Origin of the sequence: Rhodococcus sp. 4CII, assembly GCF_014256275.1 — a bacterium.
Classification (GTDB): Bacteria; Actinomycetota; Actinomycetes; order Mycobacteriales; family Mycobacteriaceae; genus Rhodococcus_F; species Rhodococcus_F wratislaviensis_A.
Genome location: NZ_JACCFE010000002.1, coordinates 6,034,020 through 6,057,160 on the forward strand (window position 1 = coordinate 6,034,020; position 23,141 = coordinate 6,057,160).

Below are 23,141 nucleotides of genomic sequence, written 5' to 3' on the forward strand. Positions count from 1 at the left end.
AGAATCTCCATTAACAAAAGGAGTGCGGATGTTCCCTGGAAACTTCGTGGCGACCACCCCGGACAAGCCCGCTGTCATTCGTCCCTCGACGGGGGAGCGGCTCACTTACCGGGAGCTGGACGAGCGGTCCACCCGCCTCGCACGGCACCTGCGCTCGCTCGGCCTGGAGGTTGGCGACCATCTGGCGCTCGTGTCGAGCAACGACCTCCGGGTCCTCGAGGTGTACTGGGCGGCGCTGCGATCCGGGCTGTACATCACCGTGGTCAACTGGCATCTCACCCCGGAGGAGGCCGGGTACGTCGTCGACGACTGCGGAGCCGAGGTCCTCATCGTGTCCGCCGACGCGGGCGGTGCGGTCCCGCGCGACCCGGCACAGCTTCCCCATGTCCGCCACCGTCTCGTATACGGCGGCGAACTCGACGGATTCGACAGCTACGAAGGGGCCGTCGCGGCGCAGTCGGCCGAACCGCTCGGGTCGCAACCCCGCGGACAGGACATGCTGTATTCCTCGGGCACCACCGGCAGGCCGAAGGGGATCAAACCCGCTCTCCCCGAGGGGGAAGTGGACACCACGACGGATCCGTACACCGCGGTGTTCGCCCCGATGTACGGATTCGACTCGGACACCGTCTATCTGTGCCCCGCGCCTCTGTATCACGCTGCGCCGCTGCGCTTCTGCGGCACCATCACCTCCGTCGGCGGCACCATCGTCCTGATGGACCGATTCGACGCCGAGGAATCACTGCGGCTCATCGACGAGTACCGGGTCACCCACAGTCAGTGGGTTCCGACGATGTTCGTCCGGATGCTCAAGCTGCCGAAGGACGTTCGCGACAAGTTCGACGTGTCGAGCCTGAAGGTGGCCATCCACGCGGCGGCGCCCTGCCCGCCCGACGTGAAACGGTCGATGATCGAATGGTGGGGTCCGGTGATCCACGAGTACTACGCCTCCACCGAAGGCGCCGGTGCAACGTTCATCGACAGCGCCCAGGCTCTCGCCAAGCCGGGGTCGGTCGGCCACGACGGCGTGATGGGCGTCGTCCACATCTGCGACGACGACGGTGCAGACGTCCCCGTCGGCGACATCGGCACCGTGTACTGGGAGCGGGAGGAGCGGCCGTTCGAGTATCACAACGACCCGGCCAAGACCGACGCCGCGACGCACCCCGACCATCCGACGTGGACCACGAGCGGCGACATCGGATACATCGACTCCGACCGCTTCCTCTACCTCACGGACCGGGCCGCGTTCATGATCATCTCCGGTGGAGTGAACATCTACCCCCAGGAGTCGGAGAACGTTCTCACCATGCATCCCAAGGTGTTCGACGTCGCCGTGATCGGCGTGCCCGACGAGGAGATGGGCGAACAGGTCAAAGCCGTCGTGCAACTCGTCGACGGGGTGGAGCCGTCGGACGCCGTTGCCCGCGAACTACTCGAGTACGTGCGCGACCGGGTCAGCCATTTCAAGGCGCCCCGCAGCATCGACTTCTCCGACGACCTGCCGCGCACGCCCACCGGCAAACTCGTCAAGCACAAGCTCCGGGCCCGCTATCTGAACGCCGGCTGAACTCTTGCCCGTCACCTGTCCGGCGCCGATCCGCAGCGCGGGCACGTGCCCGCGGCGCGATCGGTGACGAACAACCCGCAGTCCGGGCACACGCGGTCCAGCCAGCAGACGGGATCGCCGCCGACGTCGTCGTCCGAGTCGCCGACGGGCACCGCCTCCTCGCGGCGGGTCGTCACAACCGGTCCCGCATGTAGTCGGCGAGAACCTCGGCGTGGCTGTGGGTGACGTCCTTGGTGGCCGTGAGAAGAACGATCGGGCGCCCGTGCGCGAGTTCCTGCACCCGCGCGACCGCCTTCCGGCCGGTCGGCGAATCCAACTCGTGGACGTACCGCTCGCGGAACTCGCTGAACGCGGCGACGTCGTGCGAGTACCAGTGACGTAACTCCGTCGACGGCGCGAGGTCCTTGGCCCAGTCGTCGAAATGGAACGCGTCCTTGCGGAGGCCCCGCGGCCAGAGCCGGTCCACGAACAGTCGCAGTCCGTCGCCCTCGGTCGGATGGTCGTAGACCCGTTCGACCACGACGGGTGGGCCGGCGGTGACGTCCGCCGCGCTCCGTTCCTTCGGTTTGCTCATGATCGAACCTCCGCTTCCGTGCGGTGTCTACCGTCAGACTACGACTGAACGTCGTGTGACCGGGTTCACAAACGGGGAGAAAGTTCTGTGACAACGACTGTTCGGACTCGATTCAGACGCCTATCCACAGACTTCTCTGTTCCCTACGTCACGCTTTCTCTGGCTACTATCAGCTCAACTCAGTCGAGGTGGGAGAGATTTTCCCGCTCATCATCGGTTGATCGCCGCTCGTCGCGGCACACACATCATCTACCGCAGGAAGTCGATACATGGATACATCGCAGAGCGCGTCCACCGCGCGCCCGACGGTCGGTGTCGTTCGGGAGTCGAACGACGGTGAGCGTCGGGTGGCGTTGGTGCCGAAGGTCGTGGCCGCGTTGATCGCCAAGGGCGTCGACGTGGTCGTCGAGTCGGGGGCCGGGTTGGGCGCGTTGATTCCGGACGAGTTGTACACCGAGGCGGGGGCGAAGATCGCCGACCCGTGGTCGGCGGACGTGATCGTGAAGGTGGCGCCGCCGTCGGACGAGGAAGTCGGCCGCCTGTCGTCGGGGCAGACGTTGATCGGGTTCCTCGCCCCCCGCAATCAGGACAATCAGGTGGCCGCGCTGAAGGCGGCCGGCGTGCAGGCCTTCGCGGTGGAGGCGATCCCGCGGATCTCCCGCGCCCAGGTGATGGACGCGTTGTCGTCGCAGGCGAACGTGTCCGGGTACAAGTCGGTGCTGCTCGCGGCGTCGGAGTCGACCCGGTTCTTCCCGATGCTCACCACCGCGGCCGGCACGGTCAAGCCGGCGTCGGTGCTGGTCCTCGGTGTCGGTGTCGCCGGTCTGCAGGCGTTGGCGACGGCGAAGCGGCTCGGCGGCCGGGCCACCGGCTACGACGTCCGCCCGGAGGTCGCCGATCAGGTGCGGTCGGTCGGTGCGCAGTGGCTCGATCTGGGGATCGACGCCGCCGGTGAGGGCGGCTACGCCCGCGAGCTGACCGAGGCCGAACGGGCGCAGCAGCAGCAGGCGCTCGAGGATGCGATCAAGGGCTTCGACGTGGTCATCACCACCGCCCTGGTGCCGGGTCGTCCGGCACCCCGGTTGGTGACCGCCGCCGCGGTCGAGGGCATGAAGCCCGGCAGTGTGGTGGTCGACCTGGCCGGGGAGACCGGCGGCAACTGCGAGCTCACCGAGCCCGGTCAGACCGTCGTCAAGCACGGGGTGACGATCTGCTCGCCGCTGAACCTGCCCGCCAGCATGCCCGAGCACGCGTCGGAGCTGTACTCGAAGAACATCTCCGCCCTGCTGGAGCTGATGTTGGTCGAGGGCCGGTTGGCTCCCGATTTCTCGGACGAGGTCCTCGCCGCGTCCTGCGTCACCCGTGAGGAGGGTGTGTCCTAGATGTATACCGAATTGTTGGCGAACATCGCGATCCTGGTGTTGTCCGGGTTCGTGGGGTTCGCGGTGATCTCGAAGGTCCCGAACACGCTGCACACCCCGCTGATGTCGGGCACGAACGCCATCCACGGCATCGTGGTGCTCGGCGCGCTGGTGGTGCTCGGCAAGGTGGAGAACCCGCCGTGGGGGCTGCAGGTGATCCTGTTCGTGGCCCTGGTGTTCGGAACGATCAACGTGGTCGGTGGTTTCGTCGTGACCGACCGGATGCTGGGCATGTTCAAGTCCAAGCCCGCCGCACCGACGGTTGTTGCCGCTGCCGCTGAGAAGGGTGGGGACAAGTAATGGACTACCTCGTCAACGTGTTGTACATCGTGGCGTTCTCGATGTTCATCTACGGTCTGATGGGCCTGACCGGCCCGAAGACCGCGGTCCGCGGCAATCAGATCGCCGCGGTCGGCATGGGAGTGGCCGTGGTCGCCACCCTGATCTCGATCCGGGACACCTCCAACTGGGTGCTCATCATCACCGGTCTGGTGATCGGTGTGGTCCTCGGGGTGCCGCCGGCGTTGCGGACGAAGATGACCGCGATGCCGCAGCTGGTGGCGTTGTTCAACGGCGTCGGCGGCGGCACCGTCGCCCTGATCGCCTACGCCGAATTCCTCGACTCGGACGGGTTCACCGCGTTCACGCACGGACAGTCGCCGACGGTGCACATCGTGATCGCCTCGCTGTTCGCGGCGATCATCGGGTCGATCTCCTTCTGGGGATCGGTGATCGCATTCCTCAAGCTGCAGGAAACCCTGCCGGGCCGGCCGATCGGCATCGGCCGGTTGCAGCAACCACTCAACGCGCTGCTGCTGATCGGGGCGGTCGCGTTGGCGGTGGCCATCGGGATCAAGGCCATCGACCCGACCGCACCCACCAGCCAGTGGTGGATCGTCGGAGTCCTGGTTTTGGCGGCGGTGCTCGGGTTGATGGTGGTGCTGCCGATCGGCGGCGCCGACATGCCCGTGGTGATCTCCCTGCTCAACGCGCTCACCGGTCTGTCCGCGGCGGCCGCCGGTCTGGCACTCAATAACCAGGCCATGATCGTGGCCGGCATGATCGTCGGCGCCTCGGGTTCGATCCTGACCAACCTGATGGCGAAGGCGATGAACCGGTCCATCCCGGCGATCGTGGCCGGTGGGTTCGGCGGCGGCGGTGCGGCGGCGGCGGTCGGCGACGGCACCATCAAGACGGCGAAGTCCACCTCGGCGGCGGACGCGGCGATCCAGATGGCGTACGCCAACCAGGTCATCGTCGTTCCCGGGTACGGGTTGGCGGTGGCCCAGGCGCAGCACGCGGTCAAGGACATGGCCAAGTTGCTCGAGTCGAAGGGTGTGGAGGTCAAGTACGCGATCCACCCGGTCGCCGGCCGGATGCCCGGGCACATGAACGTGCTGCTCGCCGAGGCCGACGTCGAGTACGACGCGATGAAGGAAATGGACGACATCAACGACGAGTTCGCTCGCACCGACGTCACCCTGGTGATCGGTGCGAACGATGTCACCAACCCGGCCGCGCGGAACGATCCGTCGTCGCCGATTCACGGGATGCCGATCCTGAACGTGGATCAGTCGAAGTCGGTGATCGTGCTCAAGCGGTCGATGAACTCCGGGTTCGCCGGCATCGACAACCCGCTGTTCTTCGCCGACACCACCTCGATGCTGTTCGGGGACGCGAAGAAGTCGGTCGCCGAGGTCACCGAAGAACTCAAAGCGCTGTAGGCCCTCCGGGCTCGTGCGCCTTTCTGGTAGCAGCAGCTACCAAAAAGGCGCACGGGCGGCGGAGCCGCCTACAGCCGCAGACTGCCGCGGTGCCGCGAGAAGGCGATGGCCGCGGTGTCGGGCCGGCGCTCTTCGCGTTCGGCGGCGACGGGGGAGTAGAGCATCAGGGTGGACGCCAGCGCCCACCAGATCGCCGCGATGATTACGGCGGCCGCGAGACCGAGGACGCCGATCGGTTCGACGAGCGCGGCAGCGCCCGCGACACCGAGTACGACGGCGAAACCGAGGCCCGCGATGACGGGCCGGAACCGCGGAGCCGACACCAGCAGCGCCGAACCGTACAGCGCGGTGATCGCGACGACGTGCCCGCTCGGCAGGAGCACGGACGGGGCGTCCGCCTCCCAGGCCCGGATCGCTGCACTGGTGAGATTGGCTCCGATGCAGAGCACCAGCACCGCGCCCATGCCGTACGAAAGTTTTCGCATCGCCGCGACGATGGCGAGGATGACGGTCGCTGCGAGCACCGTGGTGACGTCGATCGCCTGGATCACGGGTTCGGCGACGGGTCGGAGTGCCTCCGGGAGCACGAGAGCCGACGATTCGGGGCGGATGAGGTACAGCGCGCACAGTGCCACCACACCCGCCGCGGCGAAGGCGAGGCGGCGAACACTGCGACGCAGCCTGCTAGTCGATTCGGTCACGACACACAGTGTGCCAACCGACGCTGAACGATCCATGAGAGGCCACTGTGAGGTCGGTGAACGGTCGACGTCGTGCGCCGAGCGTCGCGCCGATCGTTCCTGCGTGCGGTGGCGCTCGGGGGTGGGTGGGGCGCGGTGTCCGTCGGGTCGGCGTGCGCGTTCCCCTTCGACATCACGCCCGGACGTCTACCGGGACGTGACGCTCGGGCGCGGATCAGACGGCGCCCACGGACACGCGTGCGACGGCCCGCATGCGCTGCAGGGCTACGTCTGGCACTGTCACATCCTCGATCACGAGGACCACGAAATGATGCTCAGGTATGGCGCGGTGGCCTGAGCGTCAGGCGCGCCGGACCACGCCCGCGAACGTGGCGGCGATCAGCACGCAGACCAGCGGCACCACCATCGCGACGGTGAGCGGAACCACCTGGGTGATCCACCCGATGGTGGCCGGGCCGGCGAGGAATCCGACGTATCCCAGACCGACCACCCGCGACATGTTGGTGCCGGCCGAACCTGAGCCGAGGTTGCCCGCGGCCGTGAAGATCTGCGGGACGCAGCCCGACAGTCCCAGGCCGAACAGCGCCCAGCCGGCGATCGTGAGCGGGAGCAGTCCGGATACGAGGACGAGCAGCATGCCGAGGGCCGCGACCAGGGTGCCGTAGCGGACGACGGCGACGGGGCCGAGCGCGCTGCTCACACGGTCCGCGGTGAACCGGCCCACGGTCATCATCACCGAGAAGGCGCCGAACGCGAGGGCGGCGACGGAATCCGATGTACCGAGGTGTTCCTTGACCTGCAGGGTGCTCCAGTCGTTCGCGACACCCTCCGACAGCATGAGGACGAAGGCGACGCCTCCGAGCGCGAGGACCTGCGCGGACAATCGCCCGTGGGCCTGTTCGGCGGGCGCGGTCCCGTGCCGGGACCGCGGTCGATCCGCCATCAGCCGTCGCGAACCCGCGGCGACGGTGACGACGCCGATGCCGCCGGCGACGAGCAGCGCCGTCAGCGGTGCCCACCCTGCGGCGAGCGTCGCCGCTCCGAGGAGGGATCCGGCGACTCCGCCGACGGAGAACAGGGCGTGGAACGCCGACATGATGGGTCGTCGATACCGCTGCTCGACTTCGACGGCCTGCGAGTTCATCGACACGTCCAGTGCGCCGTTGGCGAATCCGAACACGAGGAGGGCGAGACCGAGTTGCCAGGCGCCGGACGCCAGCCCGGGACCCACGGTCGCCACGGACAGTGCGAGTCCGGCGACGATCACCAGCCGTTTGCTGCCGAACCGGTCGGCCAGTGGGCCGCTGAGTTGCATGCCGCCGATCGCACCGACCGCCAGCAGGAGCAGCAGCGAACCCAAGGTGGAGTGGCTGATCCCGGTCCGGTGCTCGATCGCCGGAATGTGCACGACCCACATGCCGAGCAGGAACCCGTTGATCCCGAAGATCCCGAAGGTTCCGGCGCGGGCCCGACGGAGCGGCGCGGCCACCGGTTCGCGCGTGTCGACCGGGGACGCTCGGGGAGTGCTCACCGATCAAACGTACCGAGGATCAGAGGTGCGCGAGCAGCGAGGCGGGGTCGTGCAACATGCCGGCGACGGACGCCAGGAACCTCGACCCCTGCTCGCCGTCGACCACCCGGTGATCGAACGACACGCTCAGGGTGGTGACCCACCGCACCGCCAGTTCGTCCTCGTGCACCCACGGTCTCCTGGTGACGCTGCCCAGGCAGAGAATGGCCGACTCGCCGGGATTGAGAATGGGTGTGCCCGCGTCGACGCCGAACACCCCCACGTTGGTGATCGACGCGGTGCCGCCGGTGAGTTGCGCGGGCGTGGCCCGGCCGCTGCGGGCGGTCGCGGTCAATTCGGTGATCGCCCGGCACAGTTCGAGCAGGCTCAGGGTCTGCGCCTCCTTCACATTGGGGACCACCAGCCCGCGGGGCGTCGCCGCGGCGATGCCGAGATTGACGTAGTGCTTGGTGACGATCTCCTGATGCTCGCCGTCCCACGAGGCGTTGAGGCTCGGGTTCTCGCGCAACGCGACGACCATCGCCTTCGCGACCAGGGTCAGCGGTGTCACCGACAGCCCCTCGAATTCGGGGAGCTCGCGCAGGCGGTCGAGCAGTTCCATCGAACGCGTGACGTCGACGGTCACGAATTCGGTGACGTGCGGGGCCGTGAACGCGCTGCGCACCATCGCGTCCGCGGTCTGCTTCCGGACGCTCCGGATCGGGGTGCGGGTCTCGCGCTCCGGTGACTGCGGCGACTCCGGTGCCGGCGGTGTGTCCGGCCGGGCCGAACCCGTCCGGGCTTCCACGTCGCTCCGCGTGACGGCGCCGGACGGCCCCGTTCCCGCTATCAGGTCGAGGTCGATTCCGAGTTCGCGGGCAGCCGCCCGCGCCGCCGGCGAGGCATCGGGCCGCCGGCGGTCCGGTACGGCGCCGGCCTCCGGTGCGGTCACCGTTTTCCGCCGGGCACGCTTGCTCGCGGCCGGGGCTCCGGGCCCGTACCCAACCAGAACGGGTGTGCGCGCGGGCGGTTCCTCGGTGCCCGCATCCGTGGTGATCCGGATGATCGGAGTGCCCACCGGCACCGTCGTGCCCGGCGACACCAGCAACTCCTCCACCACACCCGCGTACGGCGAGGGCAACTCGACGAGCGCCTTCGCCGTCTCGACTTCACCGATGACCTGATTGAGTGCGATCGTCTGGCCCACGTCGACGGCCCAGGAGACCAGTTCGGCCTCCGTCAGCCCCTCGCCGAGATCGGGTAGGCGGAATTCGTGCGCCACCGGTCGGCTCCTCTCGTGCGATGAGTGGGATCAGGCCGCGAGGCTGCGATCGACGGCGTCGAGCAGGCGATCGGCGTCGGGCAAATGGTGCGATTCCAGCTTCGCCGGCGGATACGGAACGTCGAATCCGCCGACCCGCAGAACCGGCGCGTCCAGTTGGTAGAAGCACCGCTCGGAGATGCGGGCGGCGATCTCCGCACCCAGACCGGCGAACGTCGATGCCTCGTGCGCGACGACGAGCCGTCCGGTCTTGCGGACCGACTGCTCGATGGTGTCGAAGTCGATCGGGGACAGGGATCGCAGGTCGATCACCTCGAGGGAGTGGCCCTCGTCGTCGGCGACGGCCGCTGCCGACAGGGCCGTCGGCACGACGGAACCGTACGCGACGATCGTGGCGTCGGTGCCCTCCCGCGCCACCCGCGCCCGGTGCAGCGGCAGGTCCGGTTCGGCGTCCACGTCGAAGTCGGCCTTGTCCCAGTACCGCCGCTTCGGTTCGAAGAAGATCACCGGGTCGTCCGACGCGACGGACTGCTGGATCATGTGGAACGCGTCCGCCGGGTTGCTGGGAGTGACGACGCGCAGTCCAGCGGTGTGGGCGAAGTATGCCTCCGGGGATTCCGAATGATGCTCGACCGCGCCGATGCCACCGCCGTAGGGGATCCGGATGGTGAGCGGCGCGGTGACCCGGCCCTGCGTGCGGTAATGAATCTTGGCCACCTGCGACACGATCTGGTCGAATGCGGGATAGACGAACCCGTCGAACTGGATTTCGCAGACCGGCCGGTAGCCGCGCAGGGCCATGCCGAATGCGGCGCCGATGATCCCCGATTCGGCGAGAGGGGTGTCGATGACCCGGTTGTCGCCGAAATCCTTCTGCAGTGTGTCGGTGACGCGGAAGACCCCGCCGAGGCGTCCGACGTCCTCACCCATGATCACGACCTTGCGATCGTGTTCGAGTGCGCGTCGCAGGCCTGCGTTGAGCGCGGCGCCGAATGACAGCGTGGTGGTGGTCATGACAGTGCCTCCTCGATGCCTGCGAAGCCTGCGAGGTACGCCGCGTACTGCTCGCGTTCCTCGTCGATGAGCGGGTGGTCGGTGGAATACACGTGCTCGAACAGGTCGAGCGGCGCGGGGTCCGGCGCCTCGACGGTTCCGGACCGCAACCGGGCCGCGACGTCGTCGGCGGTGGCCTGGACCCGGGCGAGGAACACGTCGTCGAGCAGGTCTTCCCGGTCGAGGAGCCGCCGGATCCGGTCGATCGGGTCGCGCGCCTTCCAGACTTCAGTCTCGGCTGCCGCCCGATAGCGGGTGGGATCGTCCGACGTGGTGTGGGGGCCCATCCGGTAGGTGACGGCCTCGATGAACGTCGGCCCACTGCCTTCGCGGGCTCGCTGGGTGGCCTGGCGGGTGACCGCGAGGACCGCGAGGACGTCGTTGCCGTCCACCCGGACGGCGGGCATGCCGTATCCGGCGGCGCGCTGCGCGATGGGGACGGGACTCTGCAGGTGGACGGGTTCGCTGATCGCGAACTGGTTGTTCTGGCAGAAGAATACGACCGGTGCGTTGAAGCTCATCGAGAATCCGAGGGCTTCGGCGATGTCGCCCTGACTGGTGGCGCCGTCGCCGAAGTAGGCGATCGTCGCGATTTCCGCGCCGTCCAGGTGGGCGCCCATGGCGTATCCGGTGGCGTGTAGCCCCTGTGAGCCGACGACGATCGCGGGATTCGTCACGTTCACGGAACTCGGATCCCAGGCAAAATGGGCGCAGCCCCGCCACATGCGGGTCATCACGCCCGGGTCGACGCCCCGGCAGTAGGCGACGGCGTGTTCGCGGTAGCTGATGAACGCGTAGTCGTCGGGGCGGAGGGCGCGGGCGGAGCCGACCTGTGCGGCTTCCTGACCGAGCAGGGGCGCCCAGAGTCCCAGTTCGCCCTGCCGTTGCAGGGCCACGGCCTCGACATCCATCCGACGCGCGACCACGAGATCCTCGTAGAGGTCGCGCAGTTGGTCGGGTCCGATGTCGCGGACCAGGCTCGTGTAGTCGGGTCTGAAGACCCGTCGGCCGTCCGGCTGGATGAGCTGGACCGGATAGGCAATCGTGTCGACCATCGGATTCACCTCGCGTTGTCGAGTCCGTGAACCTTGTGGGTTCGTGGGAGACGTGCGGTAGGGCATGTGTGTGTCCTACTTCACAGCATCCACGGGAACGCGAAGTGCGCAAGTGGCACCGTCGACCTCGAGCACTTTGCCCAGTTTCGGGCATGCCGCGGCTGTCACGCTGCGTCTAATGACCAGTCCGGACACCACCGGCACATAGTTGTCGCTGCAATGATCCGTGAGCCCCGGTCAGCCCGCGAACACGAACCCGATCGACGCCAGGACGGCGAGCACCGCGAGATAGACCGCGGGCATCGCGACCGCCCGCGTATCGGGGTTGCCGTAGTCGCCGTTCCGGACGTGAAAGGCGATAGCGCACAGGAGGAGAATCAGCAGCGCCACCGTCGCGATCACTCCCAGCGGAGTCCAGTACAGGCCGACGAGAACGCCGACGCCGCCGGCGAGTTCCGCCACGCCGATCAGCCGGACCTGTTGCCCGCTCAGGCCCCGCGCCCGCAGGCCCGTCCACGCGGTTCCCTTCAGTCTCAGCTTGGGGATGCTCACGGCGACGGCGCTCACGGCGAGGAGCACGCCACACACGATGAGGAAAACTTCCACGTCCGTCCCTCCCGTTCCGGCCGAATCGGCCTCACTGTTGCCACCCTAGGGCCGCGACCTGCGGTGCGGACCCGTTCCCTCCGCATCGGGCTCCCGAGCGGTTAGCATCGAGCGCGTGAATGCTGTGGGGCTGAACGAGGATGCCGTTTCCGCGTGGATTGCCGGACTCGGTGTGGGAGCGATCGCACCGCTGAGCTTCGAGAGGATCGGGAACGGTCAATCGAATCTCACGTACGCGGTCAGCGATGCGGGTGGTGGACGGTGGGTGCTGCGGCGGCCACCGCTCGGACATCTGCTCGCGTCGGCGCACGACGTGGTCCGCGAACATCGGATTCTGTCCTCTCTCCAGGGATCCGACGTTCCGGTGCCGAAGATCCTCGGGCTCACCGACGATCCGGAGGTCACGGATGCGCCACTCGTGCTGATGAGTTACGTCGCGGGGGTGGTGATCGACAGTATCGGCGTGGCAAAGAAGCTGACTCCCGAGCAGAGGAATGCGGTCGGGCTCGCGATGCCGAAGGCTCTCGCGAAGATCCATGCGGTCGATCTCGCGGACGCCGGGCTGGAGGATCTGGCCAGTCACAAGCCTTACGCGGCAAGGCAGTTGAAGCGCTGGAAGGACCAATGGGAGAAGTCCCGGACCCGTGACGTTCCGGCGATCGAAGACCTGGCGGGCATACTCGAGCGCAACACCCCGGAGCAGACCGAACTGACGTTGGTGCACGGCGATTTTCACCTGAGCAACGTCATCACCTCACCAGAGGAGGGGGAGGTGGTCGCGGTGGTCGACTGGGAGCTGTGCACACTCGGCGACCCCCTCGCCGACGTCGGCGCGTTGCTGGCCTACTGGCCCGAGGCGGGCGACGAGGACGCCGGACCGTTCCCCGCCTCCACGCTCGAGGGATTCCCCACCCGGGCCGACCTGGTGGAGGCGTACGTCCACCACACGAACCGCGATGTCACGCACGTGGGGTACTGGCACGTCCTGGCGCTGTGGAAGCTGGCGATCATCGCCGAGGGCGTACTGCGCCGCGTGAGCGACGACCCCCGGAACACGGCCGAGACCGGTGCGCCCACGGTCGCGCTGATCGACGGGATCATCGCCCGGGCGGTGGCCACGGCGGAGGCCGAGGGCCTGCGCTGAATCGCTGAACGGTACCGGACGCTCAGACGGCGTCCGGTACCACCAGTAGGGTTGCAGCGCTGCGAATTTCGGCGGGGATCGGTACCGGCTTCCGGGTTTTCGCGTCCACATAGACGTGGACGAAGCGGCCGAGAGCCGCGAGATCGAGCGCGTCGTCGTTCTCGCGGAAGATCGCGAGCGCGTACACGATGCTGCGGGCGCCCAGCCGCTCGACGGACAACCCCACCTGCAATTGTTCCGGGAACGTCAGTTCGCTGATGTACTTGCAGGACGTCTCGGCGACCACACCGATGGCGGGCAGGTCCCGGATGTCGGTGCCGGTCGTGGCGATCAGCCAGCCGTTGACGGCCGTGTCGAAGTACGAGTAGTACGTGACGTTGTTGACGTGCCCATAGTGGTCGTTGTCCTCCCAGCGGGTCGGGACCGGCCACAGGGCAGGGAAGTCGGCGGCGGTCGGCAGCGCGGGGGCCTCGTCGTGGTTCACCGCCCCGACCCTAATGCCCCGGATCGACCGGACCTCACATCGGGCAGAATCGCGTCCTATGTCTGTGCCCGACAGCGCCGTGCGTTCACCCGGTTCCGCCGCCCAGCCGATCAGTGCCGGAATCGTCACTGCGCTGGTGGGCTTCACCAGTTCGTTCGCGGTGGTGCTCACCGGATTGACTGCGGTGGGCGCGAACTCCGCCCAGGCCGCGTCGGGACTGCTGGCGTTGTGTGTGACGCAGGCGCTGGGGATGTTGTGGCTGTCGCGGCACTATCGCATGCCGATCACACTGGCGTGGTCCACACCGGGTGCCGCTCTCCTCGCCGGTGCGGGAACGGTGAGCGGCGGCTGGCCCGCGGCGGTCGGCGCGTTCGCCGTCGTGGGGGCGGCGGTGATCCTCACCGGGCTGTGGCCGCGGCTGGGCAGGCTCATTGCGGCCATCCCGTCCGCGTTGGCGCAGGCGATGCTCGCGGGAGTGCTGTTGCCGCTGTGCCTGGCGCCGGTGCTCGCGCTGCGTGACGCACCGCTGGCCGTCGCCCCCGTGGTCTTGGTGTGGCTGGTTCTGCAGCGGTACTCGCCGCGGTGGGCGGTGCCGGCGGCGTTCGCGGCCGCGGGTGTCGTGATCGCGATCGGACTCGTCACCGGCGGCGGCGAACTCGACACCACGGCGTTGCTGCCGTCGGTGGACGTCACCGCACCGGCGTGGACGTGGCAGGCGATGATCGGGATCGCCGTCCCGCTGTACATCGTGACGATGGCGTCCCAGAACATTCCCGGGACCGCGGTGATGAACTCGTTCGGCTATCGGGTGCCGTGGCGGCCGGCGATGCTGGTGACCGGAGTCGGAACTTTGGTGGGTGCGCCCGCCGGTGGCCACGCGATCAACCTCGCCGCCATCAGCGCCGCCCTCGCCGCCGCGCCGTCCGCCCACCCCGACCCCCGGAGGCGGTGGGTCGCGGCGTTCACGGCGGGATGGGCCTACCTGGTGCTCGCGGCCTGTTCCGCCGCGGTGGCCACACTCATCGCGGCGGCGCCCGAAGGGGTGGTGGAGGCGGTCGCCGGTCTCGCCCTCCTCGGCACGCTCGGTGGGGCTCTGACCTCCGCCCTCGACGACGTCCGGGAACGGGAAGGTGCCGTCGTCACCTTCCTCATCGCCGCCTCGGGCGTCGCCATCCTCGGAATCGGATCGGCGTTCTGGGCGCTGATCGCCGGTCTGATCGTGCGGGTCGCCGTCGGCTCGCGGCGATAATGGGGAGATGACCACCATCGAGATCGTGCAGGGCGACATCACGACGGTCGAGGTCGACGCGATCGTCAACGCCGCCAACTCCGGGCTGCTCGGCGGCGGGGGTGTGGACGGCGCCATCCACCGGGCCGGTGGGCCCGAGATCCTCGCCGAATGCCGGCAACTGCGGGCCACCACGCTGCAGGACGGGCTTCCGGCGGGACAGGCGGTCGCGACGACGGCGGGCCGCCTGCCCGCGCGCTGGGTGATCCACACGGTCGGCCCCGTGTATTCCGCCTCGGACGATCGGTCGGCAACCTTGCGCAGCGCCTACACCAGCAGCCTGGCGGTGGCCTCCGACCTCGGTGCGCAGTCCGTCGCGTTCCCGCTGATCTCGTCCGGGGTGTACGGCTGGCCCGCGGACGACGCCGTCCGTCAGGCGGTCGGTGCCGTCCGCGAGTCGGACGCCGGAATTGCGCGGATCCTGTTCGTCGCGTTCGACGCGCGGATGGCGTCTCTGCTGCGCGGCGCGGTGGGGTGATCTCGGAGATTCAGTCGTTGCGCACGGCGGAGGTGGGCGCGGACGCCTCCGGACGATCCGCTACCTCGGCGCGGTCGACGAGGACGGGAGGCGCCGCCGAGACCACCGAGGGAGTGGGTCTGTTCCCGATCTTGATCTCGTTGAACAGGATGTTCAGCACGACCGCGACGATGCTCGCTGCGCTGATGCCCGAGTCGAAGACGATGTGCACCCATTCCGGAAAGGCGGAGTAGAACTCCGGGACCGCGATCGGAATGACACCGAACCCCAGGGCCACCGCGACGATCACCAGGTTGAGGTTGCCGTCGTACGACACCTTGGACAGTGTCCGGATACCGCTCGCTGCCACCGAACCGAAGAGGACGATGCCCGCACCGCCGAGGACGGGCAGCGGCACGGAGGCCACCAGCCGCCCCAGGATGGGAAACAGCCCGAGAGCGAACAGAACCGAACCGCCGGCCGCGACCACGTATCTGCTCTTGATTCCCGTGATCGCGACGAGCCCGACGTTCTGCGCGAACGCACTGGCCGGAAACGTCCCGAACACCGGCGCCACGGTGGTGGCGAGCATGTCGGCGCGGAGTCCGTCGCCGACCCGCCGGGCATCGACCTTCGTTCCCACGATCTCGCCGACCGCGAGGATGTCGGCTGTCGTCTCGGTCATGATGACGAGGATCACCACCGTCATGGAGATGATCGCGCCGATCTGGAACAGCGGCGTGCCGAACGAGAACACCTGCGGGAGTTCGAAGATCGCGCCCTTCCCGACGGCGCCGAAGTCGGCCTTGCCGATCAGCGCGGCAAACGCGGTGCCCACCACGATGCCGATCAGGATGGACAGCCGGGACAAAGTTCCCTGGACGAGGCGGCTCACCAGGAGCACGACGAACAGGCTGAAGCCGGCGAGGCCGATGTTGGACATCGACCCCCAATCCGGGGCCTTGGCATTGCCGCCCATCGCCCAGCGCACCGCGACGGGAAGGAGCGAGATGCCGATGACCGTGATGATCGACCCGGTGACGACGGCCGGAAAATAGCGCACGATCTTGCAGAAGAAGGGGCTGATCAACAAACCGATCACGCCGGCGATCATGATGGCCCCGAAGATCGAGCGGAGCCCGCCCGGACCGCTCGCGACCGCCACCATCGTGGACACCGAGGCGAAGGAAATACCCTGCACCAGTGGCAGCTTCGCTCCGAAATACGGAATTCCCAGGGTCTGCAGGAGGGTGGCCGCGCCGCTGACGAACAGCGCCGCGGACACGAGCAGTCCGATCTCGACGCCGGTCAGTCCGGCGGCGCCGCCGACGATCAGGGGAGGCGCGATCACTCCGCCGTACATGGTCAGGATGTGCTGCAACCCGTACACGTACGACTTTCCGAGCGGCAACCGCTCGTCTTCGGGTCCCGCTGTCCCGGCAACCCGATGTCCGATCCGCTTCATGGCTGTGCCCCTAGCAGAATCCGGGAACGGAATCCCAGGCGCGGCCGGCGTCGGGAGCGTCCTCGCGTTCGACGGTCGCCTCGATCAACCCGTAGGGTCGGTCGGCTGCGAAGAACACCTCGCCGGGATTGTCGAGGCCGAACGGCTCCAGGTCGACGAGGAAGTGATGCTTGTTCGGCATCGAGAACTTCACTTCGGCGATCTCTGGATGAGCCTCGAGTACTGCCGAACCCATCTGGAACAGCGACTGCTGCAAGGCGAGTGAGTGTGTGGTTGCGAAGGTCTCCAGCATGGTGGACCGCACGTTGTCGAAGATCTTGTCGAAATCGACGTCGGTGGTGAGGTACCGCCACCGCGCGCTGACCGAGGTGGCGAGGATGCGATCGGACGTCTCCTGCAGGGTCGTGTACTTGTCCTTCGGGTATCCGCGGAACTCGGAACCCGTCGACTTCAACACCACCATGTTGCTGAGTCCGGACACGATCCAGGTCTGATTGCCGTCGATGGTGACCACGGTGTTGCGTCTCTCGTCACTGGACCGGACGAACGAGTGGTCGTGTCCTTTGCCGTCGACCGGGATCCGCGCCCACGAATACTGCTCGATCTCCCATCGGCCGCCCGTGATCCAGTCGAACTCTCCGGTGAAGTGCCGTCCGAGTCGCATCGCGAACTTCTCGATCGATCCGATGCCGTCGCGGGCGAAGGCGTACACCGTGTTCTTCTGTGTGTCGGTGGCCACGACGTGCGAGTTGTCGCCCTCGGTGTGCACCGCGTCGAGGTCGCCGCGAAGCTGAGAGGTGACGCTGACGTCCTCGATCTCGTGCCGCTGGGTGTCGCGGGTGATCTTGACCAACCGGACCTCCGCCTTGCCGTACTGGTTCTGGCCGAGCACGATCTTGCTCATGATTTAGCTCCCTCGGTAGGTCGAGTATGCGAACGGGCTGAGTAGGACGGGTACGTGATAGTGCTGTTCGCTGTCGGTCAGGGCGAACGTGATGGTGATGTCCGGGTAGAACGTCGGACGTCCCTTCGCGGAGAAGTAGCGTCCGGTGTCGAAGACGATCCGGTAGGTGCCGGGTTCGAGTCGGGCGGGGCCCAGAGTCGTGACGCGGCCGTCGTGGTCGGTGACGCCGTCGGCGACGGTGTCCCACCCGGTGTCGCGGAGAACGGACAGCGAGACCGGCACGTCGTGCGCCGGTATGCCCTCGGCGGCGTCCAGGACATGGGTGGTGACCTGACTGACGGCGCTCATGCGTCCAGCATTCCCGCGAGCCGGAGTGCGGCTATGTCGCGCAGTTCCTCTGCGACCACGGTCAATTCGCGGTCCTCGTCGTTGCGAAGTCGCTGATCGAGCGCGGTGAGGATGTCGGACGAGGTGCGGCCGGCGGCCCGGACGAGGAACACCCGGCCGAACTTGTCCTCGTAGGCGCGATTGCCGTCGCTGAGCTGCTGCTGCGTTGCCACGTCGGACGAATCGAGGCCGGCCTGTTCCGAGCGTGCCAGGTGCGCCTCGCGGTCGTCGCCGCCCGGGGGTTCACCGATTCGAGGATGGTGGGCGAGAGCCTGCTCTATCTCGGCCGCGGTGAGCGGTCCGGCGCCCGTCCTCGCCGCGGCGAGGAGTGCGGCGCGATCGAGATACGGCCGGGCGGAGACGAGTTCGTCTGCCCACCGGGGAATGTCCAGGCAGACCCTGGCCCATGCCGTTGCCTCGGAGTGTGGTGCCTCGTTGAATCGTTGGAGTCCTACATCGAGAACCATGGCGACCCTTCTTCCACAATGCGAAATAATGATTCCGTATAGAGAATCGTGACAGGGGTCACAAGAGGTGTCAAGACCTAAAATTGAATCGATCCAGATTCTGGATCGAAGGGGTCGTCGCGCCTGTCGGTGCGGCCGCCGCACCGTGACGACGCAGTCGGTCACGCGAGTCTCGCTGCTCGCGATTGCGGCCCAACCGTGTACTGCCACTTCGGCAATCAGCACCGGGAGGAGGTCAACGTGTCTCGCCCGTGCTTACTTCACGACCGCGAATACTCGGAGGCTCGGCGGATCTCGTCGGGGGACGGGCGCACGCCGGTGTAGAGGACGAACTGTTCTGCGGCCTGCAGTGCGATGACCTCGGCGCCGGTGATGACCGTCTTGTGGCGCTCGGCCGCGGCGCGGATCAGCGGCGTCGCGGCGGGCATCGCGACCACGTCGAACACGGCGTCTGCCGCGTCGATCGCGTCGAGTGCGAACGCGAGGTCCTCCGCCTCGGGACCGCCCGCCATGCCGACGGGAGTGGCATTGATCAGCAGGCCCGGCCGTGCCGCGCCGAGTTCGGGTTGCCAACCGAATCCGTACTGCTGCGCGATCGCCCGGCCGGTACTTTCGTTGCGCGCAATCACGGTGACGTCGGTGAATCCGTAGTCGCGCACGGCGGCGACCACGGCTTTGGCCATGCCGCCGCTCCCGGCGACTGCTACCGACAGGGAGTGCGGTAACGCATTGTCCCGCAACAGGTTCGCGATCGCCTGGTAATCGGTGTTGTAGGCATGCAGCACGCCGTCCTCGTTGACCACCGTGTTGACGGACTCGATGACCGACGCCGATTCGTGCATCACGTCGACGTACTCGATGATCTGTTCCTTGAACGGCATCGACACACCGGCGCCGCGGATTCCGAGCGCGCGGATGCCGCCGACCGCGGCCTGGAGGTCGGTGGTGGTGAACGCTTTGTAGACGTAATTGAGGCCCAGCTCGCTGTACAGGAAATTGTGAAATCGGGTGCCGATGTTGCTCGGTCGGCCGGAGAGCGAGATGCAGAGACGGGTGTCTTTGTCGAGCTGGTTCATCCGGTAAATACTAGTGGGGGGCTCCCATCCGTGCGCGTTCTCAGCTTCGAATACACGGTGACGACGGCAAAGGAGCAGGGCTGCGATGACAACGACGATCGGTGACCGGCACGACGCGGCGAGGACGCCCCGGAGGCGGCGGCACCTGTTCTCCCGCGCGCTCGCCGGAGTGATCGCCGCCGGCGTGGTGCTCGGGGTGGGCGAACTGCTGTCGGCGCTGATCGACCCGAACTCGTCGCCGTTCTACGCGGTCGGATCGACGACGGTGGACCGCAGTCCTGCCTGGGCCCGCGAGTTCGCGATCCACACGTTCGGCACCAACGACAAACCCGCTCTGTTCGTCGGCATGACGATCCTCATCGTGCTCCTCGCCGCGATCGCGGGCATCGTCGAGCGTCCCCGCGCCCCGTTCGGCAGCGCGATCCTGGCGGCCCTCGGTCTGGTGGGGGTCTTCGCCGCGACGCAGCGGCCGAGCGCCACGTGGCTGTACGCCCTGCCGACCGTGGTGGGTGTGGTCGCCGGGATCGCCGTTCTGCGGGTGCTGACCGCCACCGCGCAGGCACCCCAGGATTCCGACGCCGAGGATTCGTGGTTGCCGCGCCGCACGTTCCTGCTGATTGCCGCCGCCGCGGCCGCAGCCGCCGCGGCGGCGGGAGCAGCCGGTCGGTATCTCGGGCAGCAGGCTGCGGAAGCCCTGGACAACCGTCGCGCGTTCGCGGTCCCCGACGTGACCGACAAGGCGACCCCGATCGCGGCGGGCACCGACATCGCAGTGCGGGGAGCCACCCCCTTCATCACGTCGAACGACGAGTTCTACCGGATCGACACCGCGCTGCGGGTCCCGCGGTTGACCACCGGCGACTGGCAACTGCGCATCCACGGCATGGTGGCCCGCGAGCTCACGCTGAACTGGGACGACCTGATCGCGAGGACGCCGATCGAACGGGTGATCACGATGACGTGCGTCTCCAACGAGGTCGGCGGAAACCTCGCCGGCAACGCCACCTGGATCGGCTACCCGATCAAGAACATTCTCGACGAGGTCGGGATCCACCCCGACGCCGACATGCTGCTGTCCACGAGCAGCGACGGCTTCACGGCAGGCACCCCGGTCGAGGTCTTGCGGGACGGCCGCGACGCGATCCTCGCGGTGGCGATGAACGGTCAGCCGTTGCCGTTCGAGCACGGCTACCCGGTGCGGCAGGTCGTCCCCGGTCTGTACGGCTACGTATCGGCCACCAAGTGGGTGGTCGATTGGGAATTCACGCGCTTCGACAAGGCGGAGGCCTACTGGACGAAGCGGGGATGGTCCGCGCGGGGGCCGATCAAGACGGCTTCCCGGATCGATGTGCCTGCCCCGTTCGCGCCTACCGCCCCCGGGTCGGTCCTCGTCGCGGGAACCGCCTGGGCACAGCACCGTGGAATCGAGAAGGTGGAGGTGCGGGTCGACAACGGGCAGTGGCAGACCGCGACCCTCGCCCCGCAGTACACCGTCGACACCTGGCGGCAGTGGATCTGGGAGTGGCAGGCCACGTCCGGTCTGCACACCCTCCAGGTGCGAGCCACGGATCTGGACGGCAACGTGCAGGTCGAGGAGCGGACGCCGCCGATCCCGGGTGGTGCCACCGGCTGGCACACCCGTTCCTTCACCGTCGCCTGACGCCCTCATGGACACCGTTCCGCCACCTCGGCGAGCGTGTCGCGGTCGGCCAGCGTTACCGGAAGTTCGTACTCCACCGCCACCGACAGGTACTTGCCCGCGTAGAAGCAGTGATACGCGGGATTCGGCGGCAGCCAGTCCTGCGGGGTCTGATCGCCCTTGTCCTGATTGTCGGCACCGTTGACCGCCAGCAGGTTGAACGCAACGTCGTTGGCGAACCGGAGACGGCGCGCGGCCGGCCACGTCGACGCGCCCATGTCCCACGCCGCCGCCAGCGGGTAGACGTGGTCGATCTGAACGGCTTTCGCATCGGCCCGGTCGAACGGGAGCACGTCGCCGGAGTACGGATCGGCGAGGACCCCGCTCAGCACCACACAGTCGCGGGTGCCCTCGCGAAACGCCACCGAACGGAGATCGAGCGCGAGAACGTTGTTGCGGGTGTCGCACCCGTCGTGACCGCCCGTCGCGTCCTGATCATCGGTCCAGGCTGGACCGAACACACACGACTCGCTGCCGGAGCACCCGCGCTCGTACCCGCCGGGGTGGGGCCGGGAGGCGACCGTCGCGACCCGGCCGAGCAACTCCTCGACGACCGCGCGGGACGGGCTCCCCGGCGCCGGACCGGGGCCGCTCAGGTCGAGTAGCGACACCCCGCAACCGCAGATCGACAACACCGTGGCCAGCACCACGGTCGCGTACAGAATTCTCATGCGTCCCCCCGGGCGCCCGGCGACTCGTCCCCCTACCGCGACGAGTATGCACCGGGACCCCGACAGGTTCAGCTGAACGGCAGCCGGACCGCGGCGATCGACGACACGTGCGTGCCGTCGTGGCCGATGACCCAGGAACCGCCGCTCTGCCTGCATTCCGCGAGGAGGTCGAGGGTGCGGAGGAGGAAGAAGATGGCCTCGCTGGCGACGGGGGTGACCGCAAGCCTGTGGGCCTCACCGTGTTTCATCCCGTCGAGCCACACACCCGACTGGCCGTCGAGTCGTATCGTGACGATGTGCGTGGCATCGACGAAGGCGTACTTCCGTTGCTCCCACGGGGTGGTGAGCGCGTACCCCTGTTCGAGAACCTGGATCAGGATGCTCATGATCGACTCCCGACTCTTCCGGCGGCAGCTACGTCTTTCCAGCATCTACCTCGGAACGGGTGAAAGCCAGACCCGCTAACCGATCTCGATCACGACCTTGCCACTCGTGTGGCCCGACTCGACCACGGCGAGGGCGTCGGCGGCGTGCGCGAACGGGAACCGGTGGGCTACCCGCGGGTCGAGAGTTCCGTCGGCCACCAGTGCAGCGACCTGCGTGAAGACCGCCGTCGTCCGGCGGCGTTCCACTCCCGAGCCGCCGAGGTCCCGTGCGGCGAGCGGGTCGCCGACGCTGATGATCGCCGCCGGGTCCGCGACCACCCGTGCCGCGTCGGCCAGGGAGTCGCCGCCGACGAGATCGAAGACGGCGTCGACGGGGCCGGGCACCCGGTCGACCAGCCCGGGGCCGGACGCCACCCAGGTGGCGCCCAGGGATTCGACGACCTCCCGCTTGCTTTCGCTCGCGACGCCGATCACCGTGACGTTTCCCGCGGCGGCCAGCTGCAGCGCCGCCACCCCGACGCCGCCGCCCGCGCCGACCACGAGCAACCGGCTGCCGGGAGGCAGGTCCAGGGTGGTCAGGGCGTCGTACGCGGTTCCCGCCGCGACGGGCAGCGTGGCCGCGTCGGCGAACGACACGGTGTCCGGCTTGTGCGCCGCGGACGCCGTGTTGACGAGGGTGTGCTCGGTGTACCCGCCGAACCCGGTCGCCGTGGCGCCGAACACCGCGTCGCCAACCGCGAAATCGGTCACCCGGGGTCCGACCTCCGCCACCACACCGGACACCTCCCGGCCCAGGACCGCGGGCAGGGTGACGGGCACGGTGTCCTTGCGCGTTCCGGCGCGCACCTTCCAATCGGCGGGATTGACGCCCGCCGCATGGACGGCGACGAGCAGTTGTCCGGGGCCGGGGGAGGGTACGGGGACGTCGAAGAACTGCTGCGTCTCGGGTCCGCCGTATTCACTGAAGCCGTATGCCATGCTCACGCCCACAGTCCTATCACGGACGGCGCCAGGATTCGGGCACGCAGAAAGCCCGCCGAACTGGAGTCGGCGGGCCCTCTCGTGCGAACTCAGGAGCCGAACAGGCTGCCCAGGGAACCTGTGCCTCCGCCGCCTCCTCCGCCACCCATCAACGGTCCGAGAACCTGGATGAGTTGAACGAGAACCTGCAACATCTGTGTCGCGTCCATGTGTCTTCCTCCGATCACTGCGATCAA

26 protein-coding genes are annotated in these 23,141 nt (G+C 67.9%); 9 read left to right on the forward strand and 17 right to left on the reverse strand.

The annotated features are described in order from the left end of the window. The first annotated feature begins 28 nt into the window (after positions 1-28). Positions 29-1,570 carry an AMP-binding protein gene (locus H0B43_RS28680; RefSeq protein WP_185724833.1) on the forward strand — a complete coding sequence of 514 codons (1,542 nt, stop codon included), beginning with the start codon at positions 29-31 and terminating at the stop codon, positions 1,568-1,570. Between the two features lie 11 nt (positions 1,571-1,581). On the opposite strand, the gene H0B43_RS28685 is transcribed toward H0B43_RS28680, so the two are convergent. Together H0B43_RS28685 and H0B43_RS28690 are read right to left on the reverse strand one after the other, a co-directional pair. Beyond that, entirely contained in the window at positions 1,582-1,746 is a 165-nt protein-coding gene (locus H0B43_RS28685; protein WP_185724832.1) for a hypothetical protein, read from the reverse strand. Further along, positions 1,743-2,144, reverse strand: a complete 402-nt coding sequence (locus tag H0B43_RS28690) for a DUF488 domain-containing protein (protein WP_185724831.1) — start codon at positions 2,142-2,144, stop codon at positions 1,743-1,745. The genes H0B43_RS28685 and H0B43_RS28690 overlap by 4 nt, the downstream gene beginning before the upstream one ends. A gap of 269 nt (positions 2,145-2,413) precedes the next feature. Between H0B43_RS28690 and H0B43_RS28695 the strand changes: the two genes are divergently transcribed. Genes H0B43_RS28695 through H0B43_RS28705 form a run of 3 tightly spaced genes read left to right on the forward strand, consistent with a single transcriptional unit; the run spans position 2,414 to position 5,289 of the window. Beyond that, positions 2,414-3,526, forward strand: a complete 1,113-nt coding sequence (locus H0B43_RS28695) for a Re/Si-specific NAD(P)(+) transhydrogenase subunit alpha (RefSeq protein ID WP_185724830.1) — start codon at positions 2,414-2,416, stop codon at positions 3,524-3,526. After that, a complete protein-coding gene (locus tag H0B43_RS28700) occupies positions 3,527-3,865 on the forward strand; it encodes an NAD(P) transhydrogenase subunit alpha (RefSeq protein ID WP_185724829.1) in 339 nt (112 codons plus the stop codon). Further along, entirely contained in the window at positions 3,865-5,289 is a 1,425-nt protein-coding gene (locus tag H0B43_RS28705; protein WP_185724828.1) for an NAD(P)(+) transhydrogenase (Re/Si-specific) subunit beta, read from the forward strand. Before H0B43_RS28700 ends, H0B43_RS28705 begins: the two co-directional genes overlap by 1 nt. Before the next feature lie 68 nt (positions 5,290-5,357). Here H0B43_RS28705 and H0B43_RS28710 read toward each other — a convergent pair whose 3' ends face one another. Beyond that, a complete protein-coding gene (locus tag H0B43_RS28710) occupies positions 5,358-5,990 on the reverse strand; it encodes a hypothetical protein (protein ID WP_185724827.1) in 633 nt (210 codons plus the stop codon). A 108-nt stretch (positions 5,991-6,098) separates the two neighbouring features. On the opposite strand from H0B43_RS28710, the gene H0B43_RS43265 reads away from it, so the two are divergent. After that, complete coding sequence (locus H0B43_RS43265) at positions 6,099-6,407, forward strand: hypothetical protein (RefSeq protein ID WP_397517549.1); 309 nt, start codon at positions 6,099-6,101, stop codon at positions 6,405-6,407. Here the strand turns inward: H0B43_RS43265 and H0B43_RS28720 are convergent. The 5 genes from H0B43_RS28720 to H0B43_RS28740 all read right to left on the reverse strand — a co-directional run bounded on the left by H0B43_RS28720 (position 6,331) and on the right by H0B43_RS28740 (position 11,496). Beyond that, positions 6,331-7,479 (reverse strand): MFS transporter, encoded by a 1,149-nt coding sequence (locus H0B43_RS28720; protein WP_185729760.1) that lies wholly within the window; start codon positions 7,477-7,479, stop codon positions 6,331-6,333. The two genes, H0B43_RS43265 and H0B43_RS28720, sit on opposite strands and share 77 nt — an antisense overlap. A 61-nt stretch (positions 7,480-7,540) precedes the next feature. Continuing rightward, a complete protein-coding gene (locus H0B43_RS28725) occupies positions 7,541-8,782 on the reverse strand; it encodes a dihydrolipoamide acetyltransferase family protein (RefSeq protein WP_185724825.1) in 1,242 nt (413 codons plus the stop codon). Positions 8,783-8,812: 30 nt separating this feature from the next. Then, positions 8,813-9,796, reverse strand: coding sequence for an alpha-ketoacid dehydrogenase subunit beta (locus H0B43_RS28730; RefSeq protein ID WP_185724824.1), 984 nt, complete (start codon positions 9,794-9,796; stop codon positions 8,813-8,815). Then, positions 9,793-10,890: a pyruvate dehydrogenase (acetyl-transferring) E1 component subunit alpha gene (gene pdhA, locus H0B43_RS28735; RefSeq protein ID WP_185724823.1), complete on the reverse strand. Its 1,098-nt coding sequence runs from the start codon at positions 10,888-10,890 to the stop codon at positions 9,793-9,795. Before pdhA ends, H0B43_RS28730 begins: the two co-directional genes overlap by 4 nt. A gap of 237 nt (positions 10,891-11,127) precedes the next feature. Continuing rightward, complete coding sequence (locus H0B43_RS28740) at positions 11,128-11,496, reverse strand: DoxX family protein (protein ID WP_185724822.1); 369 nt, start codon at positions 11,494-11,496, stop codon at positions 11,128-11,130. Positions 11,497-11,611: 115 nt separating this feature from the next. On the opposite strand from H0B43_RS28740, the gene H0B43_RS28745 reads away from it, so the two are divergent. Then, positions 11,612-12,640 carry a phosphotransferase family protein gene (locus H0B43_RS28745; RefSeq protein ID WP_185724821.1) on the forward strand — a complete coding sequence of 343 codons (1,029 nt, stop codon included), beginning with the start codon at positions 11,612-11,614 and terminating at the stop codon, positions 12,638-12,640. A 22-nt stretch (positions 12,641-12,662) separates the two neighbouring features. On the opposite strand, the gene H0B43_RS28750 is transcribed toward H0B43_RS28745, so the two are convergent. Continuing rightward, entirely contained in the window at positions 12,663-13,124 is a 462-nt protein-coding gene (locus H0B43_RS28750; protein WP_185724820.1) for a thioesterase family protein, read from the reverse strand. 58 nt (positions 13,125-13,182) lie between these two features. Here H0B43_RS28750 and H0B43_RS28755 point away from each other — a divergent pair, with 58 nt between their 5' ends. Further along, a complete protein-coding gene (locus H0B43_RS28755) occupies positions 13,183-14,373 on the forward strand; it encodes a benzoate/H(+) symporter BenE family transporter (protein ID WP_185724819.1) in 1,191 nt (396 codons plus the stop codon). A 7-nt stretch (positions 14,374-14,380) separates the two neighbouring features. Next, positions 14,381-14,890, forward strand: a complete 510-nt coding sequence (locus H0B43_RS28760; protein WP_185724818.1) for an O-acetyl-ADP-ribose deacetylase — start codon at positions 14,381-14,383, stop codon at positions 14,888-14,890. Between the two features lie 10 nt (positions 14,891-14,900). On the opposite strand, the gene H0B43_RS28765 is transcribed toward H0B43_RS28760, so the two are convergent. From H0B43_RS28765 to H0B43_RS28785, 5 genes are all read right to left on the reverse strand, one after another. Further along, positions 14,901-16,334, reverse strand: a complete 1,434-nt coding sequence (locus H0B43_RS28765) for a nucleobase:cation symporter-2 family protein (protein WP_185724817.1) — start codon at positions 16,332-16,334, stop codon at positions 14,901-14,903. Between the two features lie 10 nt (positions 16,335-16,344). Next, positions 16,345-17,238 (reverse strand): factor-independent urate hydroxylase, encoded by an 894-nt coding sequence (gene pucL, locus H0B43_RS28770; RefSeq protein WP_185724816.1) that lies wholly within the window; start codon positions 17,236-17,238, stop codon positions 16,345-16,347. A gap of 3 nt (positions 17,239-17,241) precedes the next feature. Then, positions 17,242-17,586 (reverse strand): hydroxyisourate hydrolase, encoded by a 345-nt coding sequence (uraH, locus tag H0B43_RS28775; protein ID WP_185724815.1) that lies wholly within the window; start codon positions 17,584-17,586, stop codon positions 17,242-17,244. Beyond that, positions 17,583-18,092, reverse strand: a complete 510-nt coding sequence (uraD, locus tag H0B43_RS28780; RefSeq protein ID WP_185724814.1) for a 2-oxo-4-hydroxy-4-carboxy-5-ureidoimidazoline decarboxylase — start codon at positions 18,090-18,092, stop codon at positions 17,583-17,585. The genes uraH and uraD overlap by 4 nt, the downstream gene beginning before the upstream one ends. A 260-nt stretch (positions 18,093-18,352) precedes the next feature. Next, positions 18,353-19,168, reverse strand: coding sequence for a shikimate 5-dehydrogenase (locus H0B43_RS28785; RefSeq protein WP_185724813.1), 816 nt, complete (start codon positions 19,166-19,168; stop codon positions 18,353-18,355). An 85-nt stretch (positions 19,169-19,253) separates the two neighbouring features. On the opposite strand from H0B43_RS28785, the gene H0B43_RS28790 reads away from it, so the two are divergent. Further along, positions 19,254-20,828 carry a molybdopterin-dependent oxidoreductase gene (locus tag H0B43_RS28790; RefSeq protein WP_185724812.1) on the forward strand — a complete coding sequence of 525 codons (1,575 nt, stop codon included), beginning with the start codon at positions 19,254-19,256 and terminating at the stop codon, positions 20,826-20,828. Between the two features lie 5 nt (positions 20,829-20,833). On the opposite strand, the gene H0B43_RS28795 is transcribed toward H0B43_RS28790, so the two are convergent. From H0B43_RS28795 to H0B43_RS28805, 3 genes are all read right to left on the reverse strand, one after another. Continuing rightward, complete coding sequence (locus H0B43_RS28795) at positions 20,834-21,538, reverse strand: HNH endonuclease family protein (protein WP_185724811.1); 705 nt, start codon at positions 21,536-21,538, stop codon at positions 20,834-20,836. Positions 21,539-21,606: 68 nt separating this feature from the next. Further along, positions 21,607-21,924 (reverse strand): hypothetical protein, encoded by a 318-nt coding sequence (locus H0B43_RS28800; RefSeq protein ID WP_012688484.1) that lies wholly within the window; start codon positions 21,922-21,924, stop codon positions 21,607-21,609. Between the two features lie 75 nt (positions 21,925-21,999). Continuing rightward, positions 22,000-22,902: an NADP-dependent oxidoreductase gene (locus tag H0B43_RS28805; protein ID WP_185729759.1), complete on the reverse strand. Its 903-nt coding sequence runs from the start codon at positions 22,900-22,902 to the stop codon at positions 22,000-22,002. Positions 22,903-23,141 lie beyond the last annotated feature (239 nt).